This window comes from Acidovorax sp. GW821-FHT10E03, assembly GCF_059415205.1.
On record NZ_JBWKMU010000003.1, the window covers coordinates 441,277 to 467,440 of the forward strand.

At 68.0% G+C, this 26,164-nt stretch carries 23 protein-coding genes; 16 read left to right on the top strand and 7 right to left on the bottom strand.

The window, feature by feature from the left end:
- Window positions 1–147: 147 nt before the first annotated feature.
- Entirely contained in the window at window positions 148–1,110 is a 963-nt protein-coding gene (locus AC07OD_RS07860; protein ID WP_494595984.1) for a LysR substrate-binding domain-containing protein, read from the bottom strand.
- 118 nt (window positions 1,111–1,228) lie between these two features.
- On the opposite strand from AC07OD_RS07860, the gene AC07OD_RS07865 reads away from it, so the two are divergent.
- The 16 genes from AC07OD_RS07865 to AC07OD_RS07940 all read left to right on the top strand — a co-directional run bounded on the left by AC07OD_RS07865 (window position 1,229) and on the right by AC07OD_RS07940 (window position 21,367).
- Window positions 1,229–2,683, top strand: coding sequence for an aldehyde dehydrogenase family protein (locus AC07OD_RS07865; RefSeq protein ID WP_494595986.1), 1,455 nt, complete (start codon window positions 1,229–1,231; stop codon window positions 2,681–2,683).
- A gap of 76 nt (window positions 2,684–2,759) precedes the next feature.
- Window positions 2,760–3,725: an ABC transporter substrate-binding protein gene (locus AC07OD_RS07870; RefSeq protein ID WP_218341018.1), complete on the top strand. Its 966-nt coding sequence runs from the start codon at window positions 2,760–2,762 to the stop codon at window positions 3,723–3,725.
- Window positions 3,726–3,865: 140 nt separating this feature from the next.
- Window positions 3,866–4,936, top strand: coding sequence for a multiple monosaccharide ABC transporter substrate-binding protein (gene chvE, locus AC07OD_RS07875; RefSeq protein WP_494595988.1), 1,071 nt, complete (start codon window positions 3,866–3,868; stop codon window positions 4,934–4,936).
- 109 nt (window positions 4,937–5,045) lie between these two features.
- A complete protein-coding gene (gene mmsA / locus AC07OD_RS07880) occupies window positions 5,046–6,683 on the top strand; it encodes a multiple monosaccharide ABC transporter ATP-binding protein (protein ID WP_494595990.1) in 1,638 nt (545 codons plus the stop codon).
- Window positions 6,684–6,688: 5 nt separating this feature from the next.
- Complete coding sequence (gene mmsB, locus AC07OD_RS07885; protein WP_494595992.1) at window positions 6,689–7,918, top strand: multiple monosaccharide ABC transporter permease; 1,230 nt, start codon at window positions 6,689–6,691, stop codon at window positions 7,916–7,918.
- Window positions 7,919–8,161: 243 nt separating this feature from the next.
- The gene (locus tag AC07OD_RS07890) at window positions 8,162–9,688 is read left to right on the top strand and encodes a sugar ABC transporter ATP-binding protein (RefSeq protein WP_494595994.1); all 1,527 of its coding nucleotides are present in this window, start codon (window positions 8,162–8,164) and stop codon (window positions 9,686–9,688) included.
- Window positions 9,681–10,733, top strand: a complete 1,053-nt coding sequence (locus AC07OD_RS07895; RefSeq protein WP_494595996.1) for an ABC transporter permease — start codon at window positions 9,681–9,683, stop codon at window positions 10,731–10,733. The genes AC07OD_RS07890 and AC07OD_RS07895 overlap by 8 nt, the downstream gene beginning before the upstream one ends.
- On the top strand, window positions 10,730–11,785 hold the full coding sequence (yjfF, locus tag AC07OD_RS07900; protein WP_494595998.1) for a galactofuranose ABC transporter, permease protein YjfF: 1,056 nt from the start codon (window positions 10,730–10,732) through the stop codon (window positions 11,783–11,785). The genes AC07OD_RS07895 and yjfF overlap by 4 nt, the downstream gene beginning before the upstream one ends.
- Window positions 11,786–11,820: 35 nt before the next feature.
- The gene (locus AC07OD_RS07905; protein WP_494595999.1) at window positions 11,821–13,554 is read left to right on the top strand and encodes an IlvD/Edd family dehydratase; all 1,734 of its coding nucleotides are present in this window, start codon (window positions 11,821–11,823) and stop codon (window positions 13,552–13,554) included.
- 109 nt (window positions 13,555–13,663) lie between these two features.
- Complete coding sequence (locus AC07OD_RS07910) at window positions 13,664–14,602, top strand: dihydrodipicolinate synthase family protein (protein ID WP_494596000.1); 939 nt, start codon at window positions 13,664–13,666, stop codon at window positions 14,600–14,602.
- Between the two features lie 7 nt (window positions 14,603–14,609).
- The gene (locus AC07OD_RS07915; protein ID WP_494596002.1) at window positions 14,610–15,656 is read left to right on the top strand and encodes a 2-dehydro-3-deoxygalactonokinase; all 1,047 of its coding nucleotides are present in this window, start codon (window positions 14,610–14,612) and stop codon (window positions 15,654–15,656) included.
- Entirely contained in the window at window positions 15,653–16,342 is a 690-nt protein-coding gene (locus AC07OD_RS07920; protein ID WP_494596004.1) for a 2-dehydro-3-deoxy-6-phosphogalactonate aldolase, read from the top strand. The genes AC07OD_RS07915 and AC07OD_RS07920 overlap by 4 nt, the downstream gene beginning before the upstream one ends.
- On the top strand, window positions 16,339–17,487 hold the full coding sequence (gene dgoD / locus AC07OD_RS07925) for a galactonate dehydratase (RefSeq protein ID WP_369642711.1): 1,149 nt from the start codon (window positions 16,339–16,341) through the stop codon (window positions 17,485–17,487). Before AC07OD_RS07920 ends, dgoD begins: the two co-directional genes overlap by 4 nt.
- 96 nt (window positions 17,488–17,583) lie before the next feature.
- A complete protein-coding gene (locus AC07OD_RS07930) occupies window positions 17,584–18,405 on the top strand; it encodes a hypothetical protein (RefSeq protein ID WP_494596006.1) in 822 nt (273 codons plus the stop codon).
- A complete protein-coding gene (locus AC07OD_RS07935) occupies window positions 18,402–20,759 on the top strand; it encodes an ATP-dependent DNA helicase (RefSeq protein WP_494596008.1) in 2,358 nt (785 codons plus the stop codon). The genes AC07OD_RS07930 and AC07OD_RS07935 overlap by 4 nt, the downstream gene beginning before the upstream one ends.
- A 71-nt stretch (window positions 20,760–20,830) precedes the next feature.
- Window positions 20,831–21,367 (top strand): hypothetical protein, encoded by a 537-nt coding sequence (locus AC07OD_RS07940; protein ID WP_369642714.1) that lies wholly within the window; start codon window positions 20,831–20,833, stop codon window positions 21,365–21,367.
- A 37-nt stretch (window positions 21,368–21,404) separates the two neighbouring features.
- Here AC07OD_RS07940 and AC07OD_RS07945 read toward each other — a convergent pair whose 3' ends face one another.
- The 6 genes from AC07OD_RS07945 to AC07OD_RS07970 all read right to left on the bottom strand — a co-directional run bounded on the left by AC07OD_RS07945 (window position 21,405) and on the right by AC07OD_RS07970 (window position 26,125).
- A complete protein-coding gene (locus AC07OD_RS07945; RefSeq protein ID WP_494596010.1) occupies window positions 21,405–22,370 on the bottom strand; it encodes a CysB family HTH-type transcriptional regulator in 966 nt (321 codons plus the stop codon).
- Between the two features lie 215 nt (window positions 22,371–22,585).
- A complete protein-coding gene (locus tag AC07OD_RS07950) occupies window positions 22,586–22,801 on the bottom strand; it encodes a TOBE domain-containing protein (RefSeq protein ID WP_056168199.1) in 216 nt (71 codons plus the stop codon).
- A 351-nt stretch (window positions 22,802–23,152) separates the two neighbouring features.
- Window positions 23,153–23,860 (bottom strand): SDR family oxidoreductase, encoded by a 708-nt coding sequence (locus AC07OD_RS07955; RefSeq protein ID WP_218294619.1) that lies wholly within the window; start codon window positions 23,858–23,860, stop codon window positions 23,153–23,155.
- Window positions 23,861–23,949: 89 nt separating this feature from the next.
- On the bottom strand, window positions 23,950–24,951 hold the full coding sequence (locus tag AC07OD_RS07960) for an NADP-dependent oxidoreductase (protein WP_218341004.1): 1,002 nt from the start codon (window positions 24,949–24,951) through the stop codon (window positions 23,950–23,952).
- A gap of 106 nt (window positions 24,952–25,057) precedes the next feature.
- Complete coding sequence (locus AC07OD_RS07965; RefSeq protein ID WP_492244911.1) at window positions 25,058–25,714, bottom strand: TetR/AcrR family transcriptional regulator; 657 nt, start codon at window positions 25,712–25,714, stop codon at window positions 25,058–25,060.
- Window positions 25,715–25,909: 195 nt separating this feature from the next.
- Complete coding sequence (locus AC07OD_RS07970; RefSeq protein WP_007857120.1) at window positions 25,910–26,125, bottom strand: TOBE domain-containing protein; 216 nt, start codon at window positions 26,123–26,125, stop codon at window positions 25,910–25,912.
- Window positions 26,126–26,164: the final 39 nt, after the last annotated feature.

Genomic DNA, 26,164 nt, shown 5'->3' on the forward strand with positions numbered 1-26,164 from the left:
GCCTTCCCCCTTCTCTCGAATGGCTGCGCCATTCGGGAAGGGGGACACCGCCAGCGCGGCGGGGCGGCCCTTGCGCGGCGGTCCTGGCCTATGCCGCGCCAGTATCGAGCGGCACCGACAAGCACAAGCTCCGACAGGGAAGCACGCTCAGTCTCCCGCTTCCAGCCGGCGCCCGTACTGCACCAGGCTGGTCTGCTTGAGAGCCTTCATCATCACCTTGGCGGCGGGCGACAGCAGGCGGTCGCTGCGGGTGATGATGCCAAAGGCGTCCATGTGGCAGGGCATGGCCAGCGGCAGGATCGACACCATGCCGTGCGATGCGTAGTAGTGCGCCACGTCGGCCCCCACCACGGCGATCATGTCGCTTTGCTGCAGCATGCGCGTCATGAACAGCAGGGCCGCGGTCTCCACCACGTTGACCGGCGGCGCCAGCCCCTCCTGCTGGAACATCAGGTCGAAGCGGTGCCGCAGCACGCTGCCCGCGGGCGGCACGATCCAGCCCGCGGCCAGCACGTCGCGCAGGGCCAGGCCCGGCACACCCAGCAGGGGGTGGCCCGGGCGGGTCATGGCGCAGACCAGTTCCTCGCTCAGCGGCTCGTAGCGCAGGTTGGCCTTGTCGTGCTCCTCGAACAGCCGGCCCACCAGGATGTCGAGCTTGCCCTGCTCGAGCCGGTCCATCAGCACCGGGCTGGTCTCGATATCGAGCGAGATGCGCAGGCTCGGGTACTCCTGCTTGACCAGGGCCACGGCGGCGGGCAGCAGGCTCAGGCCCGGCGAGGTGATGGCCCCGATGCCCACCTGGCCGAAGTGCCCGGTCTTGAGCGCCGCCAGCTCCACATGGGCCTGGTTCAGGCTGGCCAGCGCCATGCGCGCGTGGCGGATCATGGTCTCGCCATACCAGGTGGGGCGCATGCCGCGCGGCAGGCGCTCGAACAGCGAAACCTCCAGCACATCCTCCAGGTCCTTGAGCAGCTTGGAGGCCGCCGGCTGGGTCATGCTGAGCACCTGGGCCGCACGGTGGATGTTGCCCTCCTCGGCCAGGGCCACCAGCAAGAGCAGCTGGCGCGTCTTCAGGCGTGCGCGGATGAACCAGTGGTTGTAGGTGCTCATGGGGTTTTCCAGAATGCGTGGACGTATATGTATTTTGTCAAAAAAACTATTAGATTGATATCTAAATCGATCTTAGACTTTGCCGCACATCCGCACCAAGGTTCTTTCCCAGGTCCCCATGAAACTCGGCGACACACAGCAGCTCACCCCCCGGCACCTCATCAATGGGCGCTGGGAGATCGGCACCACCACCGGGGTGAGCACCAACCCGTCGGACACCCGTGAGGTGGTGGCCGAATACGCCCGGGCCGACCGCAACCAGACCGAACGCGCCATCCGCGCCGCCGCCGACGCCCTGCCCCACTGGAGCCAGAGCAGCCCCCAGCGCCGCGCCGACGTGCTCGACCTGATCGGCAGCGAACTGCTGGCGCGCAAGGACGCACTGGGCACCCTGCTGGCCCGAGAGGAAGGCAAGACCCTGCCCGAGGCCGTGGCCGAGGTGGCCCGCGCCGGCCAGATCTTCAAGTTCTTTGCCGGCGAGGCGCTGCGCATCCCCGGCGAGCTCATGGCGTCGGTGCGCCAGGGCGTGCAGGTGGACGTGACCCGCGAGCCCGTGGGCGTGGTCGGCATCATCGCTCCCTGGAACTTCCCGTTCGCGATCCCGGCCTGGAAGATCGCCCCCGCCCTGGCCTATGGCAACACGGTGGTGTTCAAGCCCGCCGAGCTGGTGGCCGCCTGCGGCTGGGCCCTGGCCGAGATCATCAGCCGCTGCGGCCTGCCGGCCGGCGTGTTCAACCTGCTCATGGGCAGTGGCCGCGAGGTCGGCCAGACCCTGGTGGACCACCCGCTGGTGAATGCGATCAGCTTTACGGGATCGGTCGATACCGGAGACCGTATCCTCAAGTCGGCCACGGCACGCCGCGCCAAGGTGCAGCTGGAGATGGGCGGCAAGAACCCGCTGGTGGTGCTGGCCGATGCCGACATGGACCAGGCCATCGACTGCGCGCTGCAGGGCTCGTACTTTTCCACCGGCCAGCGCTGCACGGCATCGAGCCGGCTGATCGTCGAAGCCAGCGTGCACGATGCCTTCGTGGACCGGCTGCGCCAGCGGCTCACGGCCCTCAAGGTAGGCCACGCGCTGGAGCGCGGTACCGAGATGGGCCCGGTGGCCGATGCCGGCCAGCTGGAGCAGAACCTCTCTTATGTGGAGATCGCTCGCAGCGAGGGCGCCGAGCATGTCTGGGGCGGCGAGCGGCTCGAACGCGCCACGCCTGGGCACTACATGGCCCCGGCGCTGTTCCTGGCCAGGCCCGAGCACCGCATTGCGCGCGAGGAGATCTTCGGCCCCGTGGCCTGCGTGCTGCGCGCCGACGACTACGAGCATGCGCTGGCCCTCGCCAACGACACGCCCTATGGCCTGTGCGCGGGCATCTGCACTACCTCGCTCAAGCACGCCATGCATTTCAAGCGCAATGCCGTGGTCGGCATGACCATGGTCAACCTGCCCACGGCGGGGGTGGACTTCCACGTGCCCTTCGGCGGGCGCAAGGATTCGAGCCACGGCCCGCGCGAGCAGGGCCGCTACGCCGCCGAGTTCTACACCACCGTCAAGACCGGCTACATGCTCGCCTGAATCGCCCGCCTTCTTTCCCGCAGTGCATTTCTTTATTCCACAACAGCGTCAACAACAGACAGACAGGAGACAAATGATGAAACTGAACCGCCGGACCCTCGTATCCGCCCTTGCCTGCGCCCCCGTTGCCGGGCTGCTCCCGGGCGCCGCCTGGGCCCAGAAGCCCATCGTGCTGGGCTTCAGCCAGGTGGGTGCCGAGAGCGAGTGGCGCACCGCCAACACCGAGTCGATCAAGTCCGCCGCCAAGGAGGCGGGCATCGAGCTCAAGTTCTCCGACGCCCAGCAAAAGCAGGAGAACCAGATCAAGGCCATCCGCTCCTTCATCGCCCAGAAGGTGGACGTGATCGCCTTCTCACCCGTGGTCGAATCGGGCTGGGAGAACGTGCTGCGCGAAGCCAAGGCCGCCAAGATCCCGGTGGTGCTGACCGACCGCTCGGTCAACGTCAAGGACCAGTCACTGTACGTGACCTTCATGGGCTCGGACTTCGTGGAAGAAGGCCGCAAGGCCGGCCGCTGGCTGGTGGACAAGATGAAGGACCACAAGGGCGACATCAACATCGTCGAACTGCAGGGCACCGTGGGCTCGGCCCCGGCCATCGACCGCAAGAAGGGCTTCGAGGAGATCGTCAAGGCCGACCCCAAGTTCAAGATCCTGCGCTCGCAGACCGGTGACTTCACGCGCGCCAAGGGCAAGGAGGTGATGGAAGCCTTCCTCAAGGCCGAGGGCAAGAAGATCAACGTGCTCTACGCGCACAACGACGACATGGCCATCGGCGCGATCCAGGCCATCGAGGAAGCCGGCCTCAAGCCCGCCAAGGACATCACCATCATCTCCATCGACGCGGTCAAGGGCGCCTTCGAGGCCATGATCGCCGGCAAGCTCAACGTGAGCGTGGAATGCAGCCCCCTGCTGGGCCCGCAGCTGATGACGGCCGTGAAGGACATCAAGGCCGGCAAGGCGGTGCAAAAGCGCATCGTGACCGAGGAAGGCATCTTCCCGATGGAAGTGGCCGCCGCCGAGTTCCCCAAGCGCAAATATTGATGCCCCCTGCGTCGCTGCGCGCCTTCCCCCTCAAGGGGAAGGCGCCAGCGCGGCGGCACTGGCCTGGGGCGCGCCAGTTTCACAGATAGCGGACATGGCATAGGCCAACATCAAAAAACATAGAACCTGGAGACAGATAAATGAAGCGCGAAATTTTCAAGGCCGTGCTGGCCACCGTGGCGCTGGCCGCCGTGGGCGCGACCCCACTGGTCCATGCCCAGGACAAGGGCAGCATCGGCATCTCGATGCCCACCAAGTCCTCGTCGCGCTGGATCGCAGATGGCGACAACATGGTCAAGGTGCTCAAGGAGCGCGGCTACAAGACCGACCTGCAGTACGCCGACGACGACATCCCGAACCAGCTCGCGCAGATCGAGAACATGATCACCAAGGGCGCCAAGGTGCTGGTGATCGCCTCCATCGACGGCACCACCCTCTCGCGCGTGCTGCAGAACGCGGCCGACAAGGGCGTGAAGGTCATCGCCTACGACCGCCTGATCAAGGGCTCGAAGAACGTGGACTACTACGCCACGTTCGACAACTTCCAGGTCGGTGTGCTGCAGGCCACGTCCATCGTGGACAAGCTGGGCCTGAAGCAGGGCAAAGGCCCGTTCAACATCGAGCTCTTCGGCGGCTCGCCCGACGACAACAACGCCTTCTTCTTCTACGACGGCGCGATGAGCGTGCTGCAACCGTACATCGACAGCGGCAAGCTGGTGGTGCGCAGCAAGCAGACGGGCATGAACAAGGTGGGCACGCTGCGCTGGGACGGCTCGGTCGCTCAGGCGCGCATGGACAACCTGCTGTCGGCCTACTACGGCAAGGACAAGGTGCATGCCGTGCTCTCCCCCTACGACGGTCTGTCCATCGGCATCCTGTCGTCCTTGAAGGGCGTGGGCTACTGCACCGCCCAGCAGCCCTGCCCCGTGGTCAGCGGGCAGGACGCCGAGGTGCCATCGGTCAAGTCCATCCTGAAGGGCGAGCAGTCCTCCACCGTGTTCAAGGACACGCGCGAACTGGCCAAGGTGGCCGCCAACATGGTGGACGCCACGCTGTCGGGCAAGCAGCCGGAGATCAACGACACCAAGACCTACCACAACGGCGTGAAGGTGGTGCCCTCGTACCTGCTCAAGCCCGTGTCGGTGGATGCCTCCAACTGGAACGCGGTGCTGGTGGGCAGCGGGTACTACAAGGAATCACAAATCAAGTAGGCATGCCAGGCTTCGGCACGTAGAGCCGCCGTCCGCCTGGCACCTCTGGTGCCTAGCGGACGGAATGCAACCGGGACGGGCCCGCAGCCCGCCAAAAGACTGAGAGACCATGCTTCTTGAAATGCGGGACATCCGCAAAACCTTCCCCGGGGTGGTGGCGCTGAACCAGGTCAACCTGCAGGTGCAGGCCGGGGAGATCCATGCCATCGTCGGCGAAAACGGGGCGGGCAAATCCACGCTGATGAAGGTGCTGTCGGGTGTCTACCCACACGGCAGCTACAGCGGTCAGATCCTGTTCGACGGGCAGGAGCGTCAGTTCTCCGGCATCCGCGACAGCGAGCACCTGGGCATCATCATCATTCACCAGGAGCTGGCGCTGGTACCGCTGCTCTCGATCGCCGAAAACATCTTCCTGGGCAACGAGACCGCGCGCCACGGCGTCATCGACTGGATGGCCGCGCACAGCCGCGCCCAGGCGCTGCTGCACAAGGTGGGTCTGCGCGAGTCGCCCGACACACCGGTGGGCCAGCTGGGCGTGGGCAAGCAGCAGCTGGTGGAGATTGCCAAGGCGCTGTCGCGCAAGGTGCGCCTGCTGATCCTGGACGAGCCCACTGCCAGCCTCAACGAGAACGACAGCCAGGCCCTGCTGGACCTGCTGCTGGAGCTGAAAGCCCAGGGCATCACCTGCATCCTGATCTCGCACAAGCTCAACGAGATCTCGCGGGTGGCCGATGCCATCACCGTGCTGCGCGACGGCAGCACCGTGCAGATGCTGGACTGCCGCGAAGGCCCGGTGAGCGAGGACCGCGTGATCCAGGCCATGGTGGGCCGCGAGATGAGCGATCGCTACCCCCAGCGCCAGCCGCAGATCGGCGGCATCGTTTTTGAAGTGCGCGACTGGCGTGCCTACCACCCTCAGCACGGCGACCGCGAGCACCTCAAGGGGATCGACCTGAACGTGCGGCGCGGCGAGATCGTCGGTATTGCGGGACTGATGGGCGCGGGCCGGACCGAGCTGGCCATGAGCATCTTTGGCCGGTCCTGGGGCCAGCGCATCAGCGGCGAGGTGCGGCTGCACGGCAAGGCCATCGACGTGGGCACCGTGGAAAAGGCCGTGCGCCACGGCCTGGCCTATGTGACCGAAGACCGCAAGGGCAATGGCCTGGTGCTGAACGAAGACATCCAGTTCAACACCTCCCTGGCGCATCTGGAAGGCGTTTCGTTCGCCACCGTGATCGACAGCGGCCGCGAGCACCGGGTGGCGCAGGACTACCGCGAGAAGCTGCGCATCCGCTGCTCGGGGGTGGACCAGAAGACGCTGAACCTTTCGGGCGGCAACCAGCAGAAGGTGGTGCTGGGCAAATGGCTCTTCACCAACCCCGAGGTGCTGATCCTCGACGAGCCCACGCGCGGCATCGACGTGGGCGCCAAGTACGAGATCTACACCCTCATCGCCCAGCTGGCGGCCGAGGGCAAGTGCGTGATCGTGATCTCTTCCGAAATGCCCGAGCTGCTGGGCATCACGGACCGCATCTACGTGATGAACGAGGGCCGCTTTGTGGCCGAGATGCCCACCGCCGAAGCCTCCCAGGAAAAGATCATGCGTGCAATAGTCAATGCCCCCCCTGAGTCGCTTCGCGCCTTCCCCCTCAAGGGGGACGCCGCCAGCGGGGCGGGGCGGCCCTTGCGCGGCGGCTCTGGCATGGGCAGCGCCGGTCTCAAGGGCAGCGGACAACGCAACGGATAACTGAAATGAGCCAGATGACCCCCTCCCCCACCGCCACGCTCGCCAGCGCACCCGCCGAGGCACCGGCCCACCACGACAAGCCGCTGCTGGAGCACATCAAGCACAACTTCCGTGAGTACGGCATGCTGATCACGCTGGTGGCCATCATGGGCTTCTTCCAGTACATGACGGACGGCACGCTGATGCAGCCGCTCAACCTCACCAACCTGGTGCTGCAGAACAGCTACATCGTCATCATGGCGCTGGGCATGCTGCTGGTCATCGTGGCCGGGCACATCGACCTGTCGGTGGGCTCGGTGTGTGGCTTCATCGGCGCGCTGGCAGCGGTGCTGATGGTCGAATACAACTGGCATTTCGTGCCCGCCACGCTGGTGTGCCTGCTCTGCGGCGGGCTCATCGGTGCGGTGCAGGGCGGGTTCGTGGCCTTCTCGCGCATTCCGTCCTTCATCGTCACGCTGGCGGGGATGCTGGTGTTCAAGGGCCTGGCGCTGGCGCTGCTGGCGGGCCAGTCGGTGGGGCCATTCCCCTCGGCGTTCCAGATGCTCAGCTCGGGCTTCATTCCCGACCTGTTCAACGTGGAGGGGCTGCGCCTGACCTCGCTGCTGCTGGGCGCCGCCGTGGCCGCCGCCCTGGCCGTGGGCGGCCTGCGCGAACGCGCCAACCGCCTGCGGCACGGTGTGCGCGCCGAACCCGCCGGCCTGTTCATCGCGCGCACGGTGGTGTTTGGCGCCCTGCTGGTGTACTTCAGCTACCTCATGGCGTCATACAAGGGGCTGCCCAACGTGCTCATCGTGATGGCGCTGCTGATCGTGCTGTTCGACTTCGTCACCAGCCGCACCACCATTGGCCGCCGCATCTACGCCATGGGGGGCAACGAAAAGGCCGCCAAGCTTTCGGGCATCAAGACCGAGCGGCTCACGCTGTATGCCTTCATCAACATGGGCGTGCTCGCGGCCCTGGCCGGACTGGTGTTTGCAGCGCGGCTCAACACCGCCACGCCCAAGGCGGGCCTGGGTTTTGAGCTGGACGTGATTGCGGCGTGTTTCATCGGTGGCGCATCGGCCTCGGGCGGCGTGGGCAAGGTCATGGGCGCGGTGATCGGCGCCTTCGTGATGGGTGTGATGAACAACGGCATGTCCATCCTGGGCATCGGCATCGACTACCAGCAGGTCATCAAGGGCGTGGTGCTGCTGGCGGCGGTTTTGGTCGACGTGTACAACAAAAACAAGGCCTGAAATGAAGCACCCCCTGAGTCGCTTCGCGCCTCCGTGCGTCCGCCAGAGTCGGCCGCTCTTCGGACACGTCCAAGCCTGCGCAGGCAGGCTTGGAGCCGCGGCCCTCAGCCCCTCTCTCAGTTTGCTTCGCAATCTGGGAGGGGGACGCCCCCAGCGCGGCGGTGCGGCCCTTGCGCGGGGGCACTGGCCTGCGCCGCGCCCGCTTTGCGGACTGTGTGGACAGCAACGGCTGTTTGGAGCACCATGAGCAGCCCATCCCAAACTCCCGTGCTGCAGCTCGCGGGCATCCACAAGCAATTCGCGGGCATTCCCGTGCTGCGCGACGTGCAGCTGAACCTGTACCCGGGGGAGATCCATGCCCTCATGGGGCAGAACGGCGCGGGCAAGTCCACGCTGATCAAGGTGCTCACCGGCGTGCTCGAAGCCAGCGGCGGCCAGATGCGCCTGGCCGGTCAGGCCGTGTGGCCCGATTCGCCGCTGGCCGCCCAGCGCCTGGGCATCAGCACCGTGTACCAGGAGGTCAACCTCTGCCCCAACCTGTCGGTGGCCGAGAACATCTTCGCCGGCCGCTACCCGCGCTGCGGCATCGCCCAGGGCTTTCGCATCGACTGGGCCACGCTGCACCAGCGTGCGCGCGAACTGGTGGCGCGCATCGGCCTGTCCATCGACGTCACGCGCCTGCTCTCGGACTACCCGGTGGCCGTGCAGCAGCTGGTGGCCATTGCCCGGGCGTTGAGCATCGAGGCCAAGGTGCTGATACTGGACGAGCCCACCTCCAGCCTGGACGACGACGAGGTGCAAAAGCTCTTCGAGGTGCTGCGCCGCCTGCGTGGCGAGGGCCTGTCCATCGTGTTCGTGACGCACTTCCTGAACCAGGTGTATGCCGTGTCGGACCGCATCACGGTGCTGCGCAACGGCGCCTGGGTGGGCGAATGGGCGGCGGCCGACCTGCCGGCGCAGGCGCTGATCAATGCCATGCTGGGGCGCGAGCTGGCCGCGCAGTCCACCGAACCGCCTGTTTCGCCGCAGTTCGATGATGAGAGCACCGCCCTGCTGCAGGCCGAGGGCCTGGGCCAGAGCGGCCAGTTGCAGCCCCTGGACCTGAAGGTGCGGGCCGGCGAGGTGGTGGGCCTGGCGGGCCTGCTGGGCTCGGGCCGCACCGAGCTGGCGCGCCTGCTGTTCGGCCTGCAGGTGCCCGACCGCGGCGTACTGCGCATCGACGGCAAGGCAGTGGCCTTCGCCAACCCCATGGACGCGATCCGCGAGGGCCTGGCCCTGTGCCCCGAGGAGCGCAAGACCGATGGCATCGTGGCCGAGCTCTCGGTGCGCGAGAACATCGCCCTGGCGTTGCAGGCGCGCATGGGCATGGGGCGCTTTCTGTCGCGCGCCGAGCAGACGGCGATCGCCGAGCGCTACGTCAAGCTGCTGGGCATCAAGACCAGCAGCGTGGACACGCCCATCGCGCTGCTCTCGGGTGGCAACCAGCAAAAGGCGATCCTGGCGCGCTGGATGGCCATCGAGCCGCGCCTGTTGATCCTGGACGAGCCCACGCGCGGCATCGACGTGGCCGCCAAGCAGGAAATCATGGAACAGATCCTGCGCCTGGCCGAGGCCGGAATGGCCGTGGTCTTCATCTCCTCCGAAATGAGCGAGGTGGTGCGCGTGGCGCACCGCATCGTGGTGCTGCGTGACCGCCGCAAGGTCGGCGAGCTGCCTGCCGGCAGCAGCGAAGAAGCCGTGTACGAACTGATTGCCGCCGAAAATGCCTGACGCACCCACCCCTTCCCTGTTTGCCGCCGCGCTGCGCCACCGGCTCACCTGGCCGCTGGTCACGCTGGCCCTGCTGCTGGCCGTGAACACGGCGTTCAACGCCAGCTTCCTGCACATCGAGTGGCGCGACGGCCACTTCTACGGCAGCCTGGTCGACATCCTCAACCGCGCGGCACCGCTGGCGCTGGTGTCGCTGGGCATGACCATGGTGATCGCCACGCGCGGCATCGACATCTCGGTGGGTGCGGTGGTGGCCATCGCCGCCGCCGTGGGTGCCTGGATGATCGGCGGCTCGGTCTCGGGCACCGAAAGCCGCGTTCCCCTGCCGCTGGCGATGGCCGGCGCCATTGGCGCGGCACTGCTGTGCGGGCTGTGGAACGGCCTGCTGGTGGCCAAGGTGGGCATGCAGCCCATCATCGCCACGCTGATCCTCATGGTGGCCGGCCGGGGCATCGCCCAGTTGATCACCGATGGCCAGATCATCACCATCTACTACGCGCCCTTCTTCTTCCTGGGCGGGGGCTACCTGCTGGGCCTGCCGTTTTCGCTGTTCGTGCTGGCCGCCGTGTTTGCCGGGCTGTACCTGGCGGTCACGCGCACGGCACTGGGCCTGTTCATCCAGGCCGTGGGCATCAACCCGACGGCGGCGCGCGTGGCCGGCGTGCAGTCGCGCCGCCTGGTCGTCGCGGCCTACGCCTTCTGCGGCGTGTGCGCGGGCATCGCAGGCCTGTTGATCAGCTCCAACGTGAAGAGCGCGGACGCCAACAACGCCGGCCAGATGCTGGAGCTCGACGCTATCCTGGCCGTCACGCTGGGCGGCACGGCACTGACCGGCGGGCGCTTCAGCCTGGTGGGCAGCGTCATCGGCGCGCTCATCATCCAGACGCTGACCTATGCCATCTATTCGCTGGGCGTGCCGCCCGAGATCAACCTGGTGGTCAAGGCCGTGGTGGTGTTCATCGTGATGCTGCTGCAGTCGCCCGACTTCCGCGCCCAGGTGGGTGCCCTGGTGCGCCGCCCCGCGGCCGGGGGAGCGTTGTCATGAGCGGCGGACACAGCCCCGCCCTGGATGTGGCGCCCACGAGCGCCACGCCCGCCACCGCGCCAGCGCGCCCAACCATCCCTGCCCGCATGCGCCTGAACCCCAAGTACCTGCCGCTGGCGGCCACCATCGCGCTGTTCCTGGCCATGGCCACGGCGGGCTCGGTGCTCTACACCGGCTTCTTCTCGGCCCAGGTGTTCCTCAACCTGCTGATCGACAACGCCTTTCTGATCATCGTCGCGGTGGGCATGACCTTCGTGATCCTCTCGGGCGGCATCGACCTGTCGGTGGGTTCGGTGGTGGCGCTGACCACCATGGTGCTGGCCAGCCTGGTGGAGCACCACCACTGGAGCCCGCTCACCGCCATCCCGCTGGTGCTGCTCATGGGCACGGTGTTCGGGGCCTTCATGGGCTTTCTGATCGAGCGCTTTCGGCTGCAGCCCTTCATCGTGACGCTGGCCGGCATGTTCCTCGCGCGCGGCCTGTGCTACCTGATCAGCATCGACTCGATCAGCATGGCCGACGAGGCGTATTCCGAGATGGCGCAGTGGCGCCTGGAACTGTGGGACGGCGCGTCGCTCTCGCTGGGCGCACTGATCGCCATGGCGGTGCTGCTGGTCGCCATCTTCGTCGCGCACTGCACGCCGTTCGGCCGCAACGTGTATGCCGTGGGCGGCAACGAGCACTCGGCGGTGCTCATGGGCCTGCCGGTGCGCGCCACGGTGATCGGCGTGTACACGCTCTCGGGCTTCTGCTCGGCACTGGCCGGCGTGGTGTTCACCTTCTACATGCTCTCGGGCTACGGCCTGCATGCCACGGGCATGGAGCTCGATGCCATCGCCGCCGTGGTCATCGGCGGCACCCTGCTCACGGGCGGCGTGGGCTATGTGGCCGGCACGCTGTTCGGCGTGCTGATGCTCGGAATCATCCAGACCCTGATTTCCTTCGACGGCACGCTCAGCTCGTGGTGGACGCGCATCGTCGTCGGCGTGCTGCTCTTCGTCTTCTGCCTGCTGCAGCGCCTGCTCACGCACCGCAGCGGCAAGCCTTCCTGAATTCCACGAATCACCTCTCCCAGAACCACAACAGCATGACCTCCTCCCCGCGCAAGCTCCGCTCCGCCGAATGGTTCGGCACCGCCGACAAGAACGGCTTCATGTACCGCAGCTGGATGAAGAACCAGGGCATCCCGGACCATGAGTTCGATGGCCGCCCCATCATCGGCATCTGCAACACCTGGTCCGAGCTCACGCCCTGCAACGCCCATTTCCGCAAGATCGCCGAGCACGTCAAGCGCGGCATCTACGAGGCGGGCGGCTTCCCGGTCGAGTTTCCGGTGTTCTCCAACGGCGAATCCAACCTGCGCCCCACGGCCATGCTCACGCGCAACCTGGCCAGCATGGACGTGGAAGAAGCCATCCGCGGCAACCCCATCGACGCGGTGGTGCTGCTCGTCGGCTGCGACAAGACCACTCCGGCTCTGCTGATGGGCGCGGCCAGTTGCGACGTGCCGGCCATCGTGGTCACGGGCGGGCCCATGCTCAACGGCAAGCTCGACGGCAAGGACATCGGCTCGGGCACGGCCGTGTGGCGGCTGCATGAGTCGCTGAAGGCGGGCGAGATCAACGAGCACCAGTTCTTTGCGGCCGAAGCCGGCATGTCGCGCTCGGCCGGCACCTGCAACACCATGGGCACGGCCAGCACCATGGCCTGCATGGCCGAGTCGCTGGGCACCTCGCTGCCGCACAACGCGGCCATCCCGGCCGTGGACTCGCGCCGCTATGTGCTGGCCCACATGTCGGGGCGGCGCATCGTGGAGATGGCGTACGAGGGGCTCACGCTCTCCAAGATCCTCACGCGCGAGGCCTTCGAGAACGCCATCCGCACCAATGCCGCCATCGGCGGCTCGACCAATGCCGTGATCCACCTGAAGGCGATTGCCGGCCGCATCGGCGTGCCGCTGGACCTGGAGGACTGGACACGCATCGGCCGCGGCACGCCCACGCTGGTGGACCTGCAGCCCTCGGGCCGCTTCCTGATGGAAGAGTTCTACTACGCCGGTGGCCTGCCCGCCGTGCTGCGCCGCCTGGGCGAGAACGGGCTGCTGCCGCACCCCGACGCCCTCACCGTCAACGGCAAGAGCCTGTGGGACAACGTGCGCGAGGCGCCGCAGTACAACGACGAGGTGATTCGCCCTATCGACAACCCGCTGATCGCCGATGGCGGCATCTGCATCCTGCGCGGCAACCTGTCGCCGCGCGGCGCGGTGCTCAAGCCCTCGGCCGCCTCGCCCGAGCTGCTCAAGCACCGGGGCCGCGCCGTGGTGTTCGAGAACCTGGAGCACTACAAGGAGCGCATCGTCGATGAAGACCTGGACATCGACGCCAGCTGCGTGATGGTGATGAAGAACTGCGGCCCCAAGGGCTACCCTGGCATGGCCGAGGTGGGCAACATGGGCCTGCCGCCCAAGCTGCTGCGCCAGGGCGTGAAGGACATGGTGCGCATCTCCGACGCACGCATGAGCGGCACGGCCTACGGCACCGTGGTGCTTCACGTGGCGCCCGAGGCCGCCGCGGGTGGCCCGCTGGCCGCCGTGCGCGACGGCGACTTCATCGAGCTGGACTGCGAGCAGGGCCGCCTGCACCTGGACATCAGCGACGATGAACTGGCGGCACGCCTGGCCGCATTGGCGAGCACCGACAACGGCGGGCGCGGCGGTTACCAGCGTCTGTATGTGGACCATGTACTGCAGGCGGACGATGGCTGCGACTTCGACTTCCTCGTCGGCTGCCGTGGCGCCGCCGTCCCTCGCCACTCTCACTGATGCCGGCGGCGAACCAGCTCGTTGGAATGCTACATATTCTATAGCACTTAGCGCTTGATAGACAGGCGCCAGAGCCGTATTCCACTCAAATCTCCACCTTTCCTCCGCCATGCCAGCCACCCATTCCCTCCAGAACCCTCGCCACCGAGGCATCTTCCCCGTGGTGCCCACCACCTTCCATGAAGACGGCACGCTCGACCTCGACAGCCAGAAGCGCTGCCTTGACTTCATGATCGATGCCGGTGTGGACGGCGTCTGCATCCTGGCCAACTTCTCCGAGCAGTTCTCGTTATCGGACGCCGAGCGCGAAGTCATCACCCTCACATCGCTGGAGCATGTGGCAGGCCGTGTGCCGGTCATCGTCACCACCACCCACTACGGCACCCGCGTGTGCGCCGAGCGCAGCCGCGCCGCGCAGGACATGGGCGCCGCCATGGTGATGGTCATGCCGCCCTACCACGGCGCCACCTTTCGCGTGCCCGAGGCGCAGATTTACGAGTTCTATGCCCGCGTGTCCGATGCGATCGGCATCCCGATCATGGTGCAGGACGCGCCCGCCAGCGGCACGGTGCTGTCGGCCCCCTTCCTCGCGCGCATGGCGCAGGAGATCGAGCACCTGGCCTACTTCAAGATCGAGGTGCCCGGCGCCGCCAGCAAGCTGCGCGAGCTGATCCGCCTGGGCGGCGCGGCCATCGAGGGCCCCTGGGACGGCGAAGAGGCCATCACCCTGCTGGCCGACCTGGACGCCGGCGCCACCGGTGCGATGACGGGCGGCGCCTTCCCCGACGGCATCCGCCCCATCATCGAAGCCCACCGCCAGGGCGACATGGACCAGGCCTTCGCGCTCTACCAGCGCTGGCTGCCGCTTATCAACCACGAGAACCGCCAGGGCGGCATCCTCACCGCAAAGGCGCTCATGAAGGAAGGCGGCGTGATCGCCTGCGAGGCCGGCCGCCACCCCTTCCCGGCCATGCACCCTGAAGTACGCAGGGGCCTCATCGACATCGCGCGCCGGCTGGACCCGCTGGTGCTGCGCTGGGGCCGATAGGCACGCCATGGCCCACACCGCCAACCTCCCGGACACCCGCCTGATCGCCCTGGACTGGGGCACCAGCTCGCTGCGCGCCTTCCGCCTGGGTGCCGGCGGGCAGGTGCTGGAACAGCGCGGCCGCCCCTGGGGCATCATGAACCTGCCCCCGCCCCCCGCCGGGCAGGCCGACGCGGAGCCCGGCATGGCCTTCGAGCGCGCATTGCAGGACGCCTGCGGCGACTGGCTGGCCGCCCTGCCCTCGGCAGCCGTGCTGGCCTGCGGCATGGTGGGCAGCGCACAGGGCTGGCGCGAAGCCCCCTACATCGACACCCCCACCTCGCTGGACGATCTGGCGCGCGGGCTGGCCGTGGTGCAGCGTGGCAACGCCGCACCCTTGCACATCGTGCCCGGGCTGCTGCAGCGCTCCGGCCTGCCCAATGTGATGCGCGGCGAAGAGACGCAGGTGCTGGGCGTGCTGGCCGATGCCGCCCTGGCGGGCCAAGGCCCGCTGCTCGTGGGCCTGCCGGGCACGCACAGCAAGTGGGTGGTGGCGCAGAGAGACGGCACCCGGCGCAGCATCGATCGGTTCCACACCTTCATGACGGGCGAAGTGTTTGCCGTACTGCGCGGCCACACCATCCTGGGCCGGACGATGCAGGCCCCGGCCGATCCCGACGACGCCGCATTCGCGCAAGGCCTGCAGGTGGCGCGCGACAGCGATGCGGCCCCGGGCCTGCTGTCGCACATCTTCAGCACCCGCACGCTGGGCCTGACGGGCGCACTGCCCGGCACGGCGCAGGCAGACTACCTGTCGGGCATCCTCATCGGGCACGAGATCGCCAGCCTGGCGCGCCTGCACCCGCCCACCGGCCCCGCCCCCCTCCCGCTGGTGCTGTGCGGCGAGGCCGACCTGTGCCGCCGCTACGCCATCGCACTGCAGGCCTATGGCTTTGCGCCGCCCACTATTGCCGCCCAAGCCACGGTCACTGGCTTGTGGCAGATCGCGCTGGCAGCCGGGCTGGTTGCCCCTGGCGCACAGCAAACACCATCCCCCAGGAGCCAAGCCGCATGAACCCCATCGACAAGAACCTCTTCAACACCATGCAGCACTGCGGCCTGATCGCCATCCTGCGCGGCGTGCAGCCCCATGAGGTGGTGGCCATTGGCCATGCGCTGTACGACGCGGGGTTTCGCATCATCGAGGTGCCGCTCAACTCTCCCGAGCCCCTGGCCAGCATCCGCGCGCTGCGCGACGCGCTGCCCGCCGACTGCCTGGTGGGCGCAGGCACGGTGCTCACGCCCGAGGCCTGTGCCGATGTGGCGGCGGCAGGCGGGCAGATCATCGTCATGCCCCACAGCGACCCCCAAGTGATTCGCACCGCACGCGCGGCCGGCATGGCCTGCGCGCCCGGCGTGGCCACGCTGACCGAGGCCTATGCCGCGCTGGCGGCGGGCGCCAACATGCTCAAGCTCTTTCCGGCCGAAGCCCTGCCCCCGCATGTGCTCAAGGCCTGGCGCGCCGTGATCACCCCGCCCATGGCGCTGGTGCCCGTGGGCGGCATCGTGCCCGAGGCCATTGCCACCTACGCGGCCGCCGGGGCCAGCGGCTTCGGCCTGGGCTCGGCCCTCTACCGTCCGGGGGACACCGCGCCCGACGTGGCTCGCCAGGCCGCGGCCTTCATGCAGGCCTGGCGCGGCGCCTACGGCGGCGCGTCCTCCACCGCCTCTTCCATTTCCGCTTTGCATCCTGCCCCATGAAGATCACCCGACTGACCACATTCCTGGTGCCACCACGCTGGTGCTTCCTGAAAATCGAGACCGACGAAGGCATCGTCGGCTGGGGCGAGCCCGTGCTCGAAGGTCGGGCCCACACCGTGGCCGCCGCCGTCGAGGAGCTGGGCGACTACCTGATCGGCAAGGACCCGCGCCACATCGAGGACCACTGGACGGTGCTCTACCGCGGCGGCTTCTACCGCGGCGGCGGCATCCACATGAGTGCGCTGGCGGGCATCGACCAGGCGCTGTGGGACATCAAGGGCAAGGCCCTGGGCGTGCCCGTGTCCGAGCTGCTGGGCGGCTGCGTGCGCGACCGCATCAAGGTCTACAGCTGGATCGGCGGCGACCGGCCCAGCGAGACCGCCGCGGCGGCCAAGGCCGCCGTGGAGCGCGGCTTCACCGCGGTGAAGATGAACGGCACCGAGGAAATGCAGTACGTGGACAGCTTCGACAAGGTCGAGAAATGCCTGCAGAACGTGGCCGCCGTGCGCGAGGCGGTGGGGCCCAACGTGGGCATCGGCGTGGACTTCCATGGCCGCGTGCACAAGCCCATGGCCAAGGTGCTGTTCAAGGAGCTCGAACCCTACCGGCTGATGTTCATCGAGGAGCCCGTGCTCAGCGAGCACTACGAGGCCCTGAAGGAGCTGGCGCACCTCTCGTCCACCCCCATCGCGCTGGGCGAGCGGCTGTACTCGCGCTGGGACTTCAAGCGCGTGCTGTCCGAGGGCTATGTGGACATCATCCAGCCCGACCCCTCGCACTCGGGCGGCATCACCGAGACGCGCAAGATCGCCACCATGGCCGAGGCCTACGACGTGGCCCTGGCCCTGCACTGCCCCCTGGGGCCGATCGCGCTGGCGGCCAACCTGCAGCTCGACGGCGTCTGCTACAACGCCTTCATCCAGGAGCAGAGCCTGGGCATCCACTACAACGCCAGCAACGACCTGCTCGACTACGTGTCCAACGGCGAGGTGTTCGCGTACGAGGACGGCATGGTGGCCATTCCCCAGGGCCCGGGCCTGGGCATCGAGGTCAACGAGGCGTATGTGCGCGAACGCGCGTCCGAAGGCCACCGCTGGCGCAACCCCGTGTGGCGCCACCGCGACGGCAGCTTCGCCGAATGGTGACGGGCCGCATGCCGGCCGGGGTGTACCGAGCGTCCGGAAAGCAGGTGGCGCCTGGGCATAACACTGTAATTACAATCAGTGTTTTATCCTTGTGCCATGACACCGCTCACCCTCACCCGCTTTCACCGCGCGCGCCTGATGCAGATCTGGCGTTCGGCGGGCTGGCCGTGCAAGGATGCGCTGGAAATCGACCTGCTGGCCGCGCAGCTGGTGGTGCTGCACACCTCGCCCGAAGGCTGCGAGACGCTGCGCCTGACCGAGGAAGGTATCCGCACCCTGGCACAGGCGCGCCAGCGTGGCGCGCGGGCGTTGAGCGCGCACGACCGCCTGGGCCAGAAGTTTGCCGGGCACCTGCTGGCCTCGGGCCGCATCGTCTGGCGTGAGCTGTCGCTGCGCGCCGTGATCGACGGGGCTGTGCCCGAAGCCCCTGCCCCCATCCCGGCCACCAGCAGCCCGCTGTGGAGCGAAGACACGCCCGCCAGCCGCACCGCAGCCAACGTCTGGCGCATGGCGCGGCCGGACCTGTTCTCGGTGCGCAATACCAGCGTGCCGGCGTACCTGCAGCCCATGGTGCACGAGATCAAGTACAGCCGATCCGATCTGCTGTCGGACCTGCGCCACGATGCCAAGCGCCAGGCCTACCAGTGGCTGTGCGAGGAGTGCTACTACGTGTTCCCGGCCGGCATCGCCGAGGCCGACGAGATTCCCGAGCACTTCGGCATCTGGGTGCTGCATGGCGGGCTGGACGATGGCCGCTTCGAACTGTTGCGCCCCGCGCGCCATGCGAGCTGCACCCTGCCCTTCGCGGTGTGGATGGCCTTGTGCAAGGCCACGCCGCTGCGCGGCGAGGACGAGACGGCGCAGGCCCACCTGGGCGAGCCCGGTGCTGGCGAACTGCCTCCCGCGGACATGCCATGACCTACACCGTGGCGGTGCGCGAGCTGTGCGAGTTCACCGCCAAGCAGGGCGACCTGGACCTGCGCTTCACGCCCGCCCCCACGGCGCTGGAAGGCATGGCCGGCCATGCGGTGGCCGCCGCGCGCCGGGGCGCGGGCTACCGCGCCGAGGTGGCGCTGGCCGGCAGCTACAAGGGCCTGCGCGTGCGCGGCCGGGCCGATGGCTTCGACCCCGAGCATGGCCGGCTCGACGAGGTCAAGACCTTCAAGGGCCGGCTCGACCGCCAGCCCGCCTCGCAGCGCGCGCTGCACTGGGCCCAGGCGCGCATCTACGGCTGGCTGCTGTGCGCGCAGGAGGGGCTGGCCCACATCGACCTGGCGCTGGTCTACTTCGACATCGGCAGCCAGCAGGAGACGGTGTTCACCGAACGCCATGCCGCCTCCGAGCTGCAGCGGCATTTCGAGGCGCAGTGCGAGCGCTTCATCGCCTGGGCCGAGGCGCAGGTGGCGCACCGCGCCGCGCGTGACGCGGCGCTCACGGCACTGGCCTTCCCGTTCGGCGGCTTTCGCACCGGCCAGCGCCCCCTGGCGGAAGCCGTCTACAAGGCCGCCTCCGCTGGCCGCTGCCTGCTGGCCCAGGCGCCCACGGGCATCGGCAAGACCATGGGCACCCTGTTCCCGCTGCTCAAGGCGGTGCCCGCGCAGCGGCTGGACAAGGTGTTCTTCCTCGCCGCCAAGACCTCGGGGCGGCAGACGGCCCTGGACACCCTCTCGCGCCTGTGTGGCAGCGCCCCCGCCCTGCCGCTGCGCGTGCTGGAACTGGTGGCGCGCGACAAGGCCTGCGAGCACCCCGACAAGGCCTGCCACGGCGAATCCTGCCCGCTGGCCCAGGGCTTCTACGACCGCCTGCCCGCCGCACGCGCCGCCGCGCTGCAGCCATCGGACGGCGGCGCGGATCAGCGGGTGGCACTGCACCAGGCGCGCGTGCGCGAGGCCGCCCTGCAGCACCAGGTCTGCCCCTACTACCTGAGCCAGGAGCTGGCGCGCTGGGCCGACGTGGTGGTGGGCGACTACAACTACTACTTCGACATGGGCGGGCTGCTGCACGGCCTGGCCCAGGCCAATGACTGGCGCGCGGCGCTGCTGGTGGACGAGGCGCACAACCTCGTCGAGCGAGGCCGCAAGATGTACACCGCCGAGCTGCGCCCCGCCGCGCTGGCCGAAGCCCGCCGCAGCACCACCGCCGCGCGCCATGCCCCCGTGAAGAAGGCACTGGACAAGGTGCGCCGCTGCTGGGTGGCGCTGGACAAGGCGCAAACCGGCGGCTATGCCGTGCTGGAGGCTTTCCCCGACAAGCTGCTGGCCGCCCTGCAGCAGTGCGGCAGCACGCTCACCGAACACTTCGCCGACCAGCCGGCGCAGCCCGATCCGGCGCTGCAGGCCTTCTACTTCGATGCCCTGCACGTGGTGCGCATGGCCGAGCTGCTGGATGCGCATTCGCTGGTGGACATCACGCGGCCCGCTGCGGCCCCGGGCGGCAAGGCGCCCACGCCGGGCGAATCGCTGGTCTGCATCCGCAACGTGGTGCCCGCGCCGTTCCTGCAGCCCCGGCTGGAAGCAGCACACACCAGCACGCTCTTCTCGGCCACGCTGCAGCCCGCGCGCTACTACGCCGATTTGCTGGGGCTGCCCGCCGGGCATTGCTGGATCGATGTCGAGTCCCCGTTCCAGGCCGCGCAACTGCAGGTGCGGGTGGCACGGCACATCTCCACCCGCTACGCGGACCGGGGCGCGTCGCTGCCTCCCATCGTGGCGCTGATGGCGCGGCAGTTCCACGCGCGGCCGGGCAACTACCTCGCGTTCTTCAGCAGCTACGACTACCTGCAGCAGGCGGCGGCGCTGTTTGCGCAATGCCACCCCGAGGTACCCCACTGGTGCCAGTCGCGCCGCATGCTGGAAGCGGAGCAGCGGCAGTTCCTCGATCGCTTCACCGACACCAGCCAGGGCATCGCCTTCGCGGTGCTGGGCGGCGCCTTCGCCGAGGGCATCGACCTGCCGGGCCAGCGCCTCATCGGCGCCTTCCTGGCCACGCTGGGCCTGCCCCAGGTCAACCCCGTCAACGAGCAGATCCGCCAGCGCATGCAAACCCTGTTCGGGGCGGGCTACGACTACACCTATCTTTACCCCGGCCTGCAGAAGGTGGTGCAGGCGGCCGGGCGCGTGATCCGCACCCCCACCGACGAGGGCGTGGTGCACCTGATGGACGACCGCTATGGCCGGGACGCCGTGCAAGCGCTGCTGCCAGGCTGGTGGGTGTGCGGGGCGCCCCGCCGCGCCGGGTTGGACGCCGCCCACGCGGGCAATGCAGAGACTTGATCCCGGTCAAGCCCCGGTGGCCTCCGCGCGGCTCACAATGGCCCCAGTGCATCCCGCCCGCCACACATCCCATGTCCCTCCCCTTGCGCGTCCCCCTGGTTCTGCTCCTCACCATCGCCCTGGCGGGCTGCGACAGGCCTTCGGGCTCGGGTGCCACCCCGGCAGCCCCGGCCAGCGCGGCCCAGGCGGGGTTTGACGCCATCGTCGCATCGTGCACCGGGTTCCTGGCTGGGCGCACGCCCGCCGTGCAGCGTCTGGGCGCCGGCCCATGGATCAAGCTCGGCCACAGCCCCGCCCAGGTGCAGCATGAGCTCACACGCACCGAATCCGCCATCACCCCCTATGTGGGCAAGATCGTGGTCAAGGACAACGAGGCCCGGGCCGCCGCCGCGTCGGAGGCCGACGCCCAGGCCATCACCCTCACGCCCGCCCACCTGGTGTCCAACCGCACGCACACGTTCATCTACAGCTTCGACGGCCGGCAGTGGCGGTGGAACAATGGCTCGCGCCTGACCAAGACGCCGGGGCAGGACGACGCCACGGTGGCCCTCGCGCTGGCCGATGTGTCCGCGCCCGGCCAGGGCATGGCGGGCTGCCTGCCGCGCTGACGGCCGCGCCCCGTGGGCCGGTGCCGCGGGCCCTGCGTCAGCGGTCCACCGGCTCCGAAAGCTCGCCCGCCCCTTGCGCGCCTTGCTGCACGGCCTTCTCCACCGCCTCGCGCGTGAGCGTGGGCACGAAGCTCTCGATGAAGTGGTAGGCGTAGCCGCGCAGCCAGGCGCCCCTGCGCAGGCCCAGCCGCGTGAGGTTGACCTCGAACAGATGGCCCGCGTCGATGAGCCGCAGGTGGCGGTCGCGCTCGGCGTCCACCGCGATCGATGCCACGATGCCCACGCCCATGCCCAGCTCCACATAGGTCTTGATCACGTCGGCGTCCATGGCCGTCAGCACGATGTCGGGCGCGATGCCTTCGCGGGCAAACGCTTCGTCGATGTGCGCGCGGCCCGTGTAGCCCAGCTCGTAGGTGATGATGGGGTGCTGCGCAAGCTGCTCCAGCGTGACCGGCGCCTGCAGCTCCAGCAGCGGGTGGCCGGGCGGCACGACGATGCTGTGCGTCCAGCGGTAGCACGGCAGCGTGGCCAGCGCGTCATAGCCCGCGAGCGCTTCGGTGGCGACGCCGATATCGGCCTCGCCGCTGAGCAGCATCTCGGCCACCTGGCGCGGCGAGCCCTGGTGCAGGTGCAGCGACACCTGCGGAAACAGCGCGCGGAAGTCGCGCACCACCTGCGGCAGCGCGTAGCGCGCCTGCGAGTGCGTGGCCGCCACCGACAGGCGGCCCTGCGCGCTGTCGCTGAAATCCTGCCCCGCGCGCTTGAGGTTGTCGGCTTCGAGCAGCAGACGCTCCACCGTGGGCAGCAGGACTGCGCCCGGCGGGGTCAGGCCCGTGAGGCGCTTGCCCGCGCGCACGAAAATCTCCACGCCCAGTTCTTCTTCCAGTTCGCGGATCTGCCGGCTCACGCCGGGTTGCGAGGTATGCAGCATGTTGGCCACCTCGGTCAGGTTGAAGCCCCGGCGCACGGCTTCGCGCACGGAGCGCAGTTGCTGAAAATTCATGGGTCCCTGTAGAGATGGATGGGCGGGGCGGCCCGCTCGGCATGGCCACCCGCGCGGAAATCGGCCCGCCGCGCGCAGACCTCGTCGCCCGGCCTGAACCGAACCGGTGCACGCGCCTCGCCGGCCTCCCTGCGCAGACAGGCGTTCGCTATATTTTCAATAGCTGCCAGCGCTTTACCAGAAAGCGCCGGCGGCCCATTTTCATCAAATCCGGATCACAGCTTGGCGATGGACACTTCGGTGGACTTGACCAGCGCCACCACGTCGGAGCCCACGACCAGGGCCAGGTCGTCCACCGAGCGGGTGGTGATGACCGACGTGACGATGCCCCAGGGGGTTTCGACATCGACTTCGGAGACGACGTCGCCGCGAATGATCTCGCGCACTTTGCCCTTGAACTGGTTGCGGACGTTGATGGCTTGGATGGACATGGAAAGGCTCCTGGAAGATGGAAAAAGAATGGGCAGGCACTTGGCGGTGGCGGGCTTCGACAACGATCCTGTCGCGCGGGGTCACCCGCTACGCACCCACAAAACTAAACAACCAGAAGCAATGTAAATCAAGTCTCTTATACGAATAAATGGTCATTAGTCATAAGCTTTGGCTTAGATGTGTGGGGCATGAGTTGCTGCCGCCACGGCATATGCGTGGGCCGTGGGAGTGCACCGTTGTTCGGGCCGCCCCACACGACGGCCGCCGCAAAACGCAGCCGCCCCGCCAGACCTCTCGATCTGGCGGGGCGAATGCAAGCGGCCGGTTCAGCCGGGGAAGTCGCTGGTGTCTCAGGCGGGCTGCGGCAGGTAGCTCGGCCGCGTGGCCGTCATCGACAGCTTGACGTGCTGCGTGAGTTCATCGGCCAGCACCTCGTCCGCACCCGCCGCCAGACCGTCCAGCGCGCGCTGCACGATCTGCTCGGGGCTCGACTTGGGAACGTCGAAGCCGCGCGTCAGGTCGGTATCGACATAGGCCATGTGCAGCCCCAGCACCTGCGTCTTTTGCGCCGCCAGTTCGTGGCGCAGCGCGTTGGTCAGCGACCAGGCGGCGGACTTGCTGGCCGAATATGCCGCCAGCTCGCCGCCGTTGACCCACGATGCCACCGACAGCACGTTGAGCAGCGCGCCGCCGCCGTTGGCCGCGAGGATGGGTGCGAACGCCTTGCTGACGCGCAGCACGGAGAAGAAGTTGGTGTCGAAGAGGCGGCGCGCGACCTCTTCGCTGTCGGCGGCCAGAAAGCCCCCGGGCTGGGCGATGCCGGCGTTGTTGATCACCAGTGTCACGTCGGGCGCCGCTGCCACAGCGGCCGCTACATCGGCCGGGTTGTTGACATCCAGGCGCAGGGCCTGCACGCCGGGCTGGGGCGTGATGGTGGCGGGGTCGCGCGCACCGGCGTAGACCTTGCGTGCGCCGCGGGCGAGCAGCTCGCGCGCAAATGCCAGGCCGATGCCGCGGTTGGCACCGGTGATGAGGACGACAGCGTTTTCGATCTTCATGAAAATCTCCAGAGGGACAGGTTGAACGGATGGGAGGTTGGGTGGGGACCGGCGACGTGTGAAAAAGGGATGTGCAGCGGCCTGCTGGCTTACACCACCTTGATGACGACCTTGCCCTTGGCACGGCCCGCTTCCACGTAGGCCAGGGCATCGTTGGTGGCGCTGAACGGAAAGACCTTGTCGACCACCGGGCGGATGGCGCCCGATTCGACAAGGCGCGTGATCTCCCGCAGCTGCGCGCCGTGAGCCCGCATGAAGAGGAACGAGTAGCCCACGCCCAGCGCCTTGGCGCGCCGCCGGGTGCCCGCGCTCAGCAGACGCATCACCAGCCGCACCAAGCCGGGCGCGCGAAGGGTCTGGCCGAATGCCGGGTCGGGCGGGCCGGAGATCGAGACGACCTGGCCGCCGGGCTTGAGCACGCGCAGCGACTTGGCCAGCGCCTTGCCGTCCTGGCTGTGCAGCACGACGTCGTAGCCGCGCAGCACCTCTTCGAAGTCCTGCGTCTTGTAGTCGATGACGACGTCGGCGCCCAGGCTTTGGACCAGCGCCGCATTGCCCGCGCTGGCCGTGGTGGCGACGGTGGCGCCCAGGTGCCTGGCCAGCTGGATGGCAAAGGTGCCCACCCCGCCGGACCCCGCCTGGATGAAGACCTTCTGGCCTTTTTTCAGCTGCGCCTTTTCCACCAGCGCCTGCCAGGCCGTGAGGCCCACCAGCGGGATCGACGCCGCCTCTTCCATCGTCAGACCCCGGGGCTTGAGCGCCAGCGAGGACTCCTTGACGGCGATGAGTTCTGCAAAGGCGCCGATGCGGAAATCGTCGGCCCGGGCGTAGACCTCGTCGCCGGGCTTGAACTGCCGCACACGCGGCCCCACGCTGACCACCACGCCCGCCACGTCATGCCCGAGGACGAGGGGCATCTTGTAGGGCAGGATGAGCTTGAACTCACCGTCGCGGATCTTCGAGTCCAGCTGGTTGATTCCCGCCGCATGCACGGAGACCAGCACCTCGTCGTCGCGCAGATCCGGGGCGGGCATATCGGCAAGCCGCAGCGCGGCCTTTTTGGCGTAGCGGTCGAGGACAAAGGCTTTCATGGGGCTTCCTGGGTGAGGGGCAAAGCACAGAACCGTGCAGCTCGCAAGCAAATTCGCATGATGATCGTCATATGTAAGGGCAAAAAAAAGCGCGCTGCAAGGGGAGTCAGCCAGGCGCGCCGGTCGGCGTGGTGGGCGCAGAGTCTGCAGCGTGCGTCGAATTCGTCAGCTGCGTCAGGTGCTTGAACGCGGCCTCGCGCAGGCTGTCCGACAGCGCGGGCTCGTCCACCGCGCGAGCCAGCACCAGGGCGCCCACCATGGTGGCCATGGTGACCAGCGCCTGTTCATGAGCTGCGGGCTGCCCCCACTGCGGCGACTGGCGCGCGATGAGGTCGACCATTTCCTTGATGTGCCGGGTGGCCACGCGGCGCACCTCGGGCGCCTGGCGCGATGTCTCCGAGCCCAGGGCGACCAGGGGGCAGCCCATCTCGACGCTCTCGACATGCTGGCGCGACAGGTAGGCCGAGAGCATGGCGGCCAGCGCGCGGGGCGACGGCTCGCCGGCCGCGGCACCGGCCGCCAGCGCTGCGGATTCCGTGCACGCCTTGGCGGCCGCCTCGGCCAGCATGGCCTCGCGGGAGTCGAAGTGCGCGTAGAAGGCGCCGTGCGTCAGGCCCGCCTCTTTCATGATGTCCGCCACGCCCGTGCCGTGGTACCCCTGGCGCCGGATCGCGCGCGAGGCCACCGACACGATGCGCTCGTGCGTGGCCTCCTTGGCGGCGGCTCTGGAATGGGGTGTGGACTTTAGCATGATGTGCATCATACGACATATCACTCTGTGTCGCAATCCCGGCCGTCTGAGCCGCAGCTTCTGCGAGGCCCAATCCACCCAAGCCCCCGGCCCCCTTGAAACCAAAGACTCAGGCCCTGCGAAAGGGCTTGTCTGCAAACACTACAATTTTCATAGCGCATTGCGTCCTACCAGCAAGCGGTAGGGGCATATTTCTCTCACATCCATTCACAGCTTGGCGATGGACACCTCGGTCGACTTGACCAGCGCCACCACGTCGGAGCCCACGACCAACGCCAGCTCGTCCACCGAGCGCGTGGTGATGACCGACGTGACGATGCCCCAGGGCGTTTCGACATCGACTTCGGAGACGACATCGCCGCGCACGATCTCGCGGACTTTGCCCTTGAACTGGTTACGGACGTTGATGGCTTGGATGGACATGGGGTTCTCCTTGATGGGGCCGTAGGGCGAAGAAAGGAA

What these genes read in the sequence shown, in the direction of transcription:
- AC07OD_RS07905 (WP_494595999.1), top strand. Translation starts at nt 11,821, where the DNA reads ATGACCTCCTCCCCGCGCAAGCTCCGCTCCGCCGAATGGTTCGGCACC.
- AC07OD_RS07965 (WP_492244911.1), bottom strand. Translation starts at nt 25,714, where the DNA reads ATGATGCACATCATGCTAAAGTCCACACCCCATTCCAGAGCCGCCGCC.
- AC07OD_RS07970 (WP_007857120.1), bottom strand. Translation starts at nt 26,125, where the DNA reads ATGTCCATCCAAGCCATCAACGTCCGTAACCAGTTCAAGGGCAAAGTC.
- AC07OD_RS07870 (WP_218341018.1), top strand. Translation starts at nt 2,760, where the DNA reads ATGAAACTGAACCGCCGGACCCTCGTATCCGCCCTTGCCTGCGCCCCC.
- mmsA (WP_494595990.1), top strand. Translation starts at nt 5,046, where the DNA reads ATGCTTCTTGAAATGCGGGACATCCGCAAAACCTTCCCCGGGGTGGTG.
- AC07OD_RS07910 (WP_494596000.1), top strand. Translation starts at nt 13,664, where the DNA reads ATGCCAGCCACCCATTCCCTCCAGAACCCTCGCCACCGAGGCATCTTC.
- AC07OD_RS07915 (WP_494596002.1), top strand. Translation starts at nt 14,610, where the DNA reads ATGGCCCACACCGCCAACCTCCCGGACACCCGCCTGATCGCCCTGGAC.
- mmsB (WP_494595992.1), top strand. Translation starts at nt 6,689, where the DNA reads ATGAGCCAGATGACCCCCTCCCCCACCGCCACGCTCGCCAGCGCACCC.
- AC07OD_RS07955 (WP_218294619.1), bottom strand. Translation starts at nt 23,860, where the DNA reads ATGAAGATCGAAAACGCTGTCGTCCTCATCACCGGTGCCAACCGCGGC.
- AC07OD_RS07950 (WP_056168199.1), bottom strand. Translation starts at nt 22,801, where the DNA reads ATGTCCATCCAAGCCATCAACGTCCGCAACCAGTTCAAGGGCAAAGTG.
- AC07OD_RS07920 (WP_494596004.1), top strand. Translation starts at nt 15,653, where the DNA reads ATGAACCCCATCGACAAGAACCTCTTCAACACCATGCAGCACTGCGGC.
- AC07OD_RS07940 (WP_369642714.1), top strand. Translation starts at nt 20,831, where the DNA reads ATGTCCCTCCCCTTGCGCGTCCCCCTGGTTCTGCTCCTCACCATCGCC.
- AC07OD_RS07960 (WP_218341004.1), bottom strand. Translation starts at nt 24,951, where the DNA reads ATGAAAGCCTTTGTCCTCGACCGCTACGCCAAAAAGGCCGCGCTGCGG.
- AC07OD_RS07860 (WP_494595984.1), bottom strand. Translation starts at nt 1,110, where the DNA reads ATGAGCACCTACAACCACTGGTTCATCCGCGCACGCCTGAAGACGCGC.
- AC07OD_RS07935 (WP_494596008.1), top strand. Translation starts at nt 18,402, where the DNA reads ATGACCTACACCGTGGCGGTGCGCGAGCTGTGCGAGTTCACCGCCAAG.
- AC07OD_RS07930 (WP_494596006.1), top strand. Translation starts at nt 17,584, where the DNA reads ATGACACCGCTCACCCTCACCCGCTTTCACCGCGCGCGCCTGATGCAG.
- yjfF (WP_494595998.1), top strand. Translation starts at nt 10,730, where the DNA reads ATGAGCGGCGGACACAGCCCCGCCCTGGATGTGGCGCCCACGAGCGCC.
- dgoD (WP_369642711.1), top strand. Translation starts at nt 16,339, where the DNA reads ATGAAGATCACCCGACTGACCACATTCCTGGTGCCACCACGCTGGTGC.
- AC07OD_RS07895 (WP_494595996.1), top strand. Translation starts at nt 9,681, where the DNA reads ATGCCTGACGCACCCACCCCTTCCCTGTTTGCCGCCGCGCTGCGCCAC.
- AC07OD_RS07945 (WP_494596010.1), bottom strand. Translation starts at nt 22,370, where the DNA reads ATGAATTTTCAGCAACTGCGCTCCGTGCGCGAAGCCGTGCGCCGGGGC.
- chvE (WP_494595988.1), top strand. Translation starts at nt 3,866, where the DNA reads ATGAAGCGCGAAATTTTCAAGGCCGTGCTGGCCACCGTGGCGCTGGCC.
- AC07OD_RS07865 (WP_494595986.1), top strand. Translation starts at nt 1,229, where the DNA reads ATGAAACTCGGCGACACACAGCAGCTCACCCCCCGGCACCTCATCAAT.
- AC07OD_RS07890 (WP_494595994.1), top strand. Translation starts at nt 8,162, where the DNA reads ATGAGCAGCCCATCCCAAACTCCCGTGCTGCAGCTCGCGGGCATCCAC.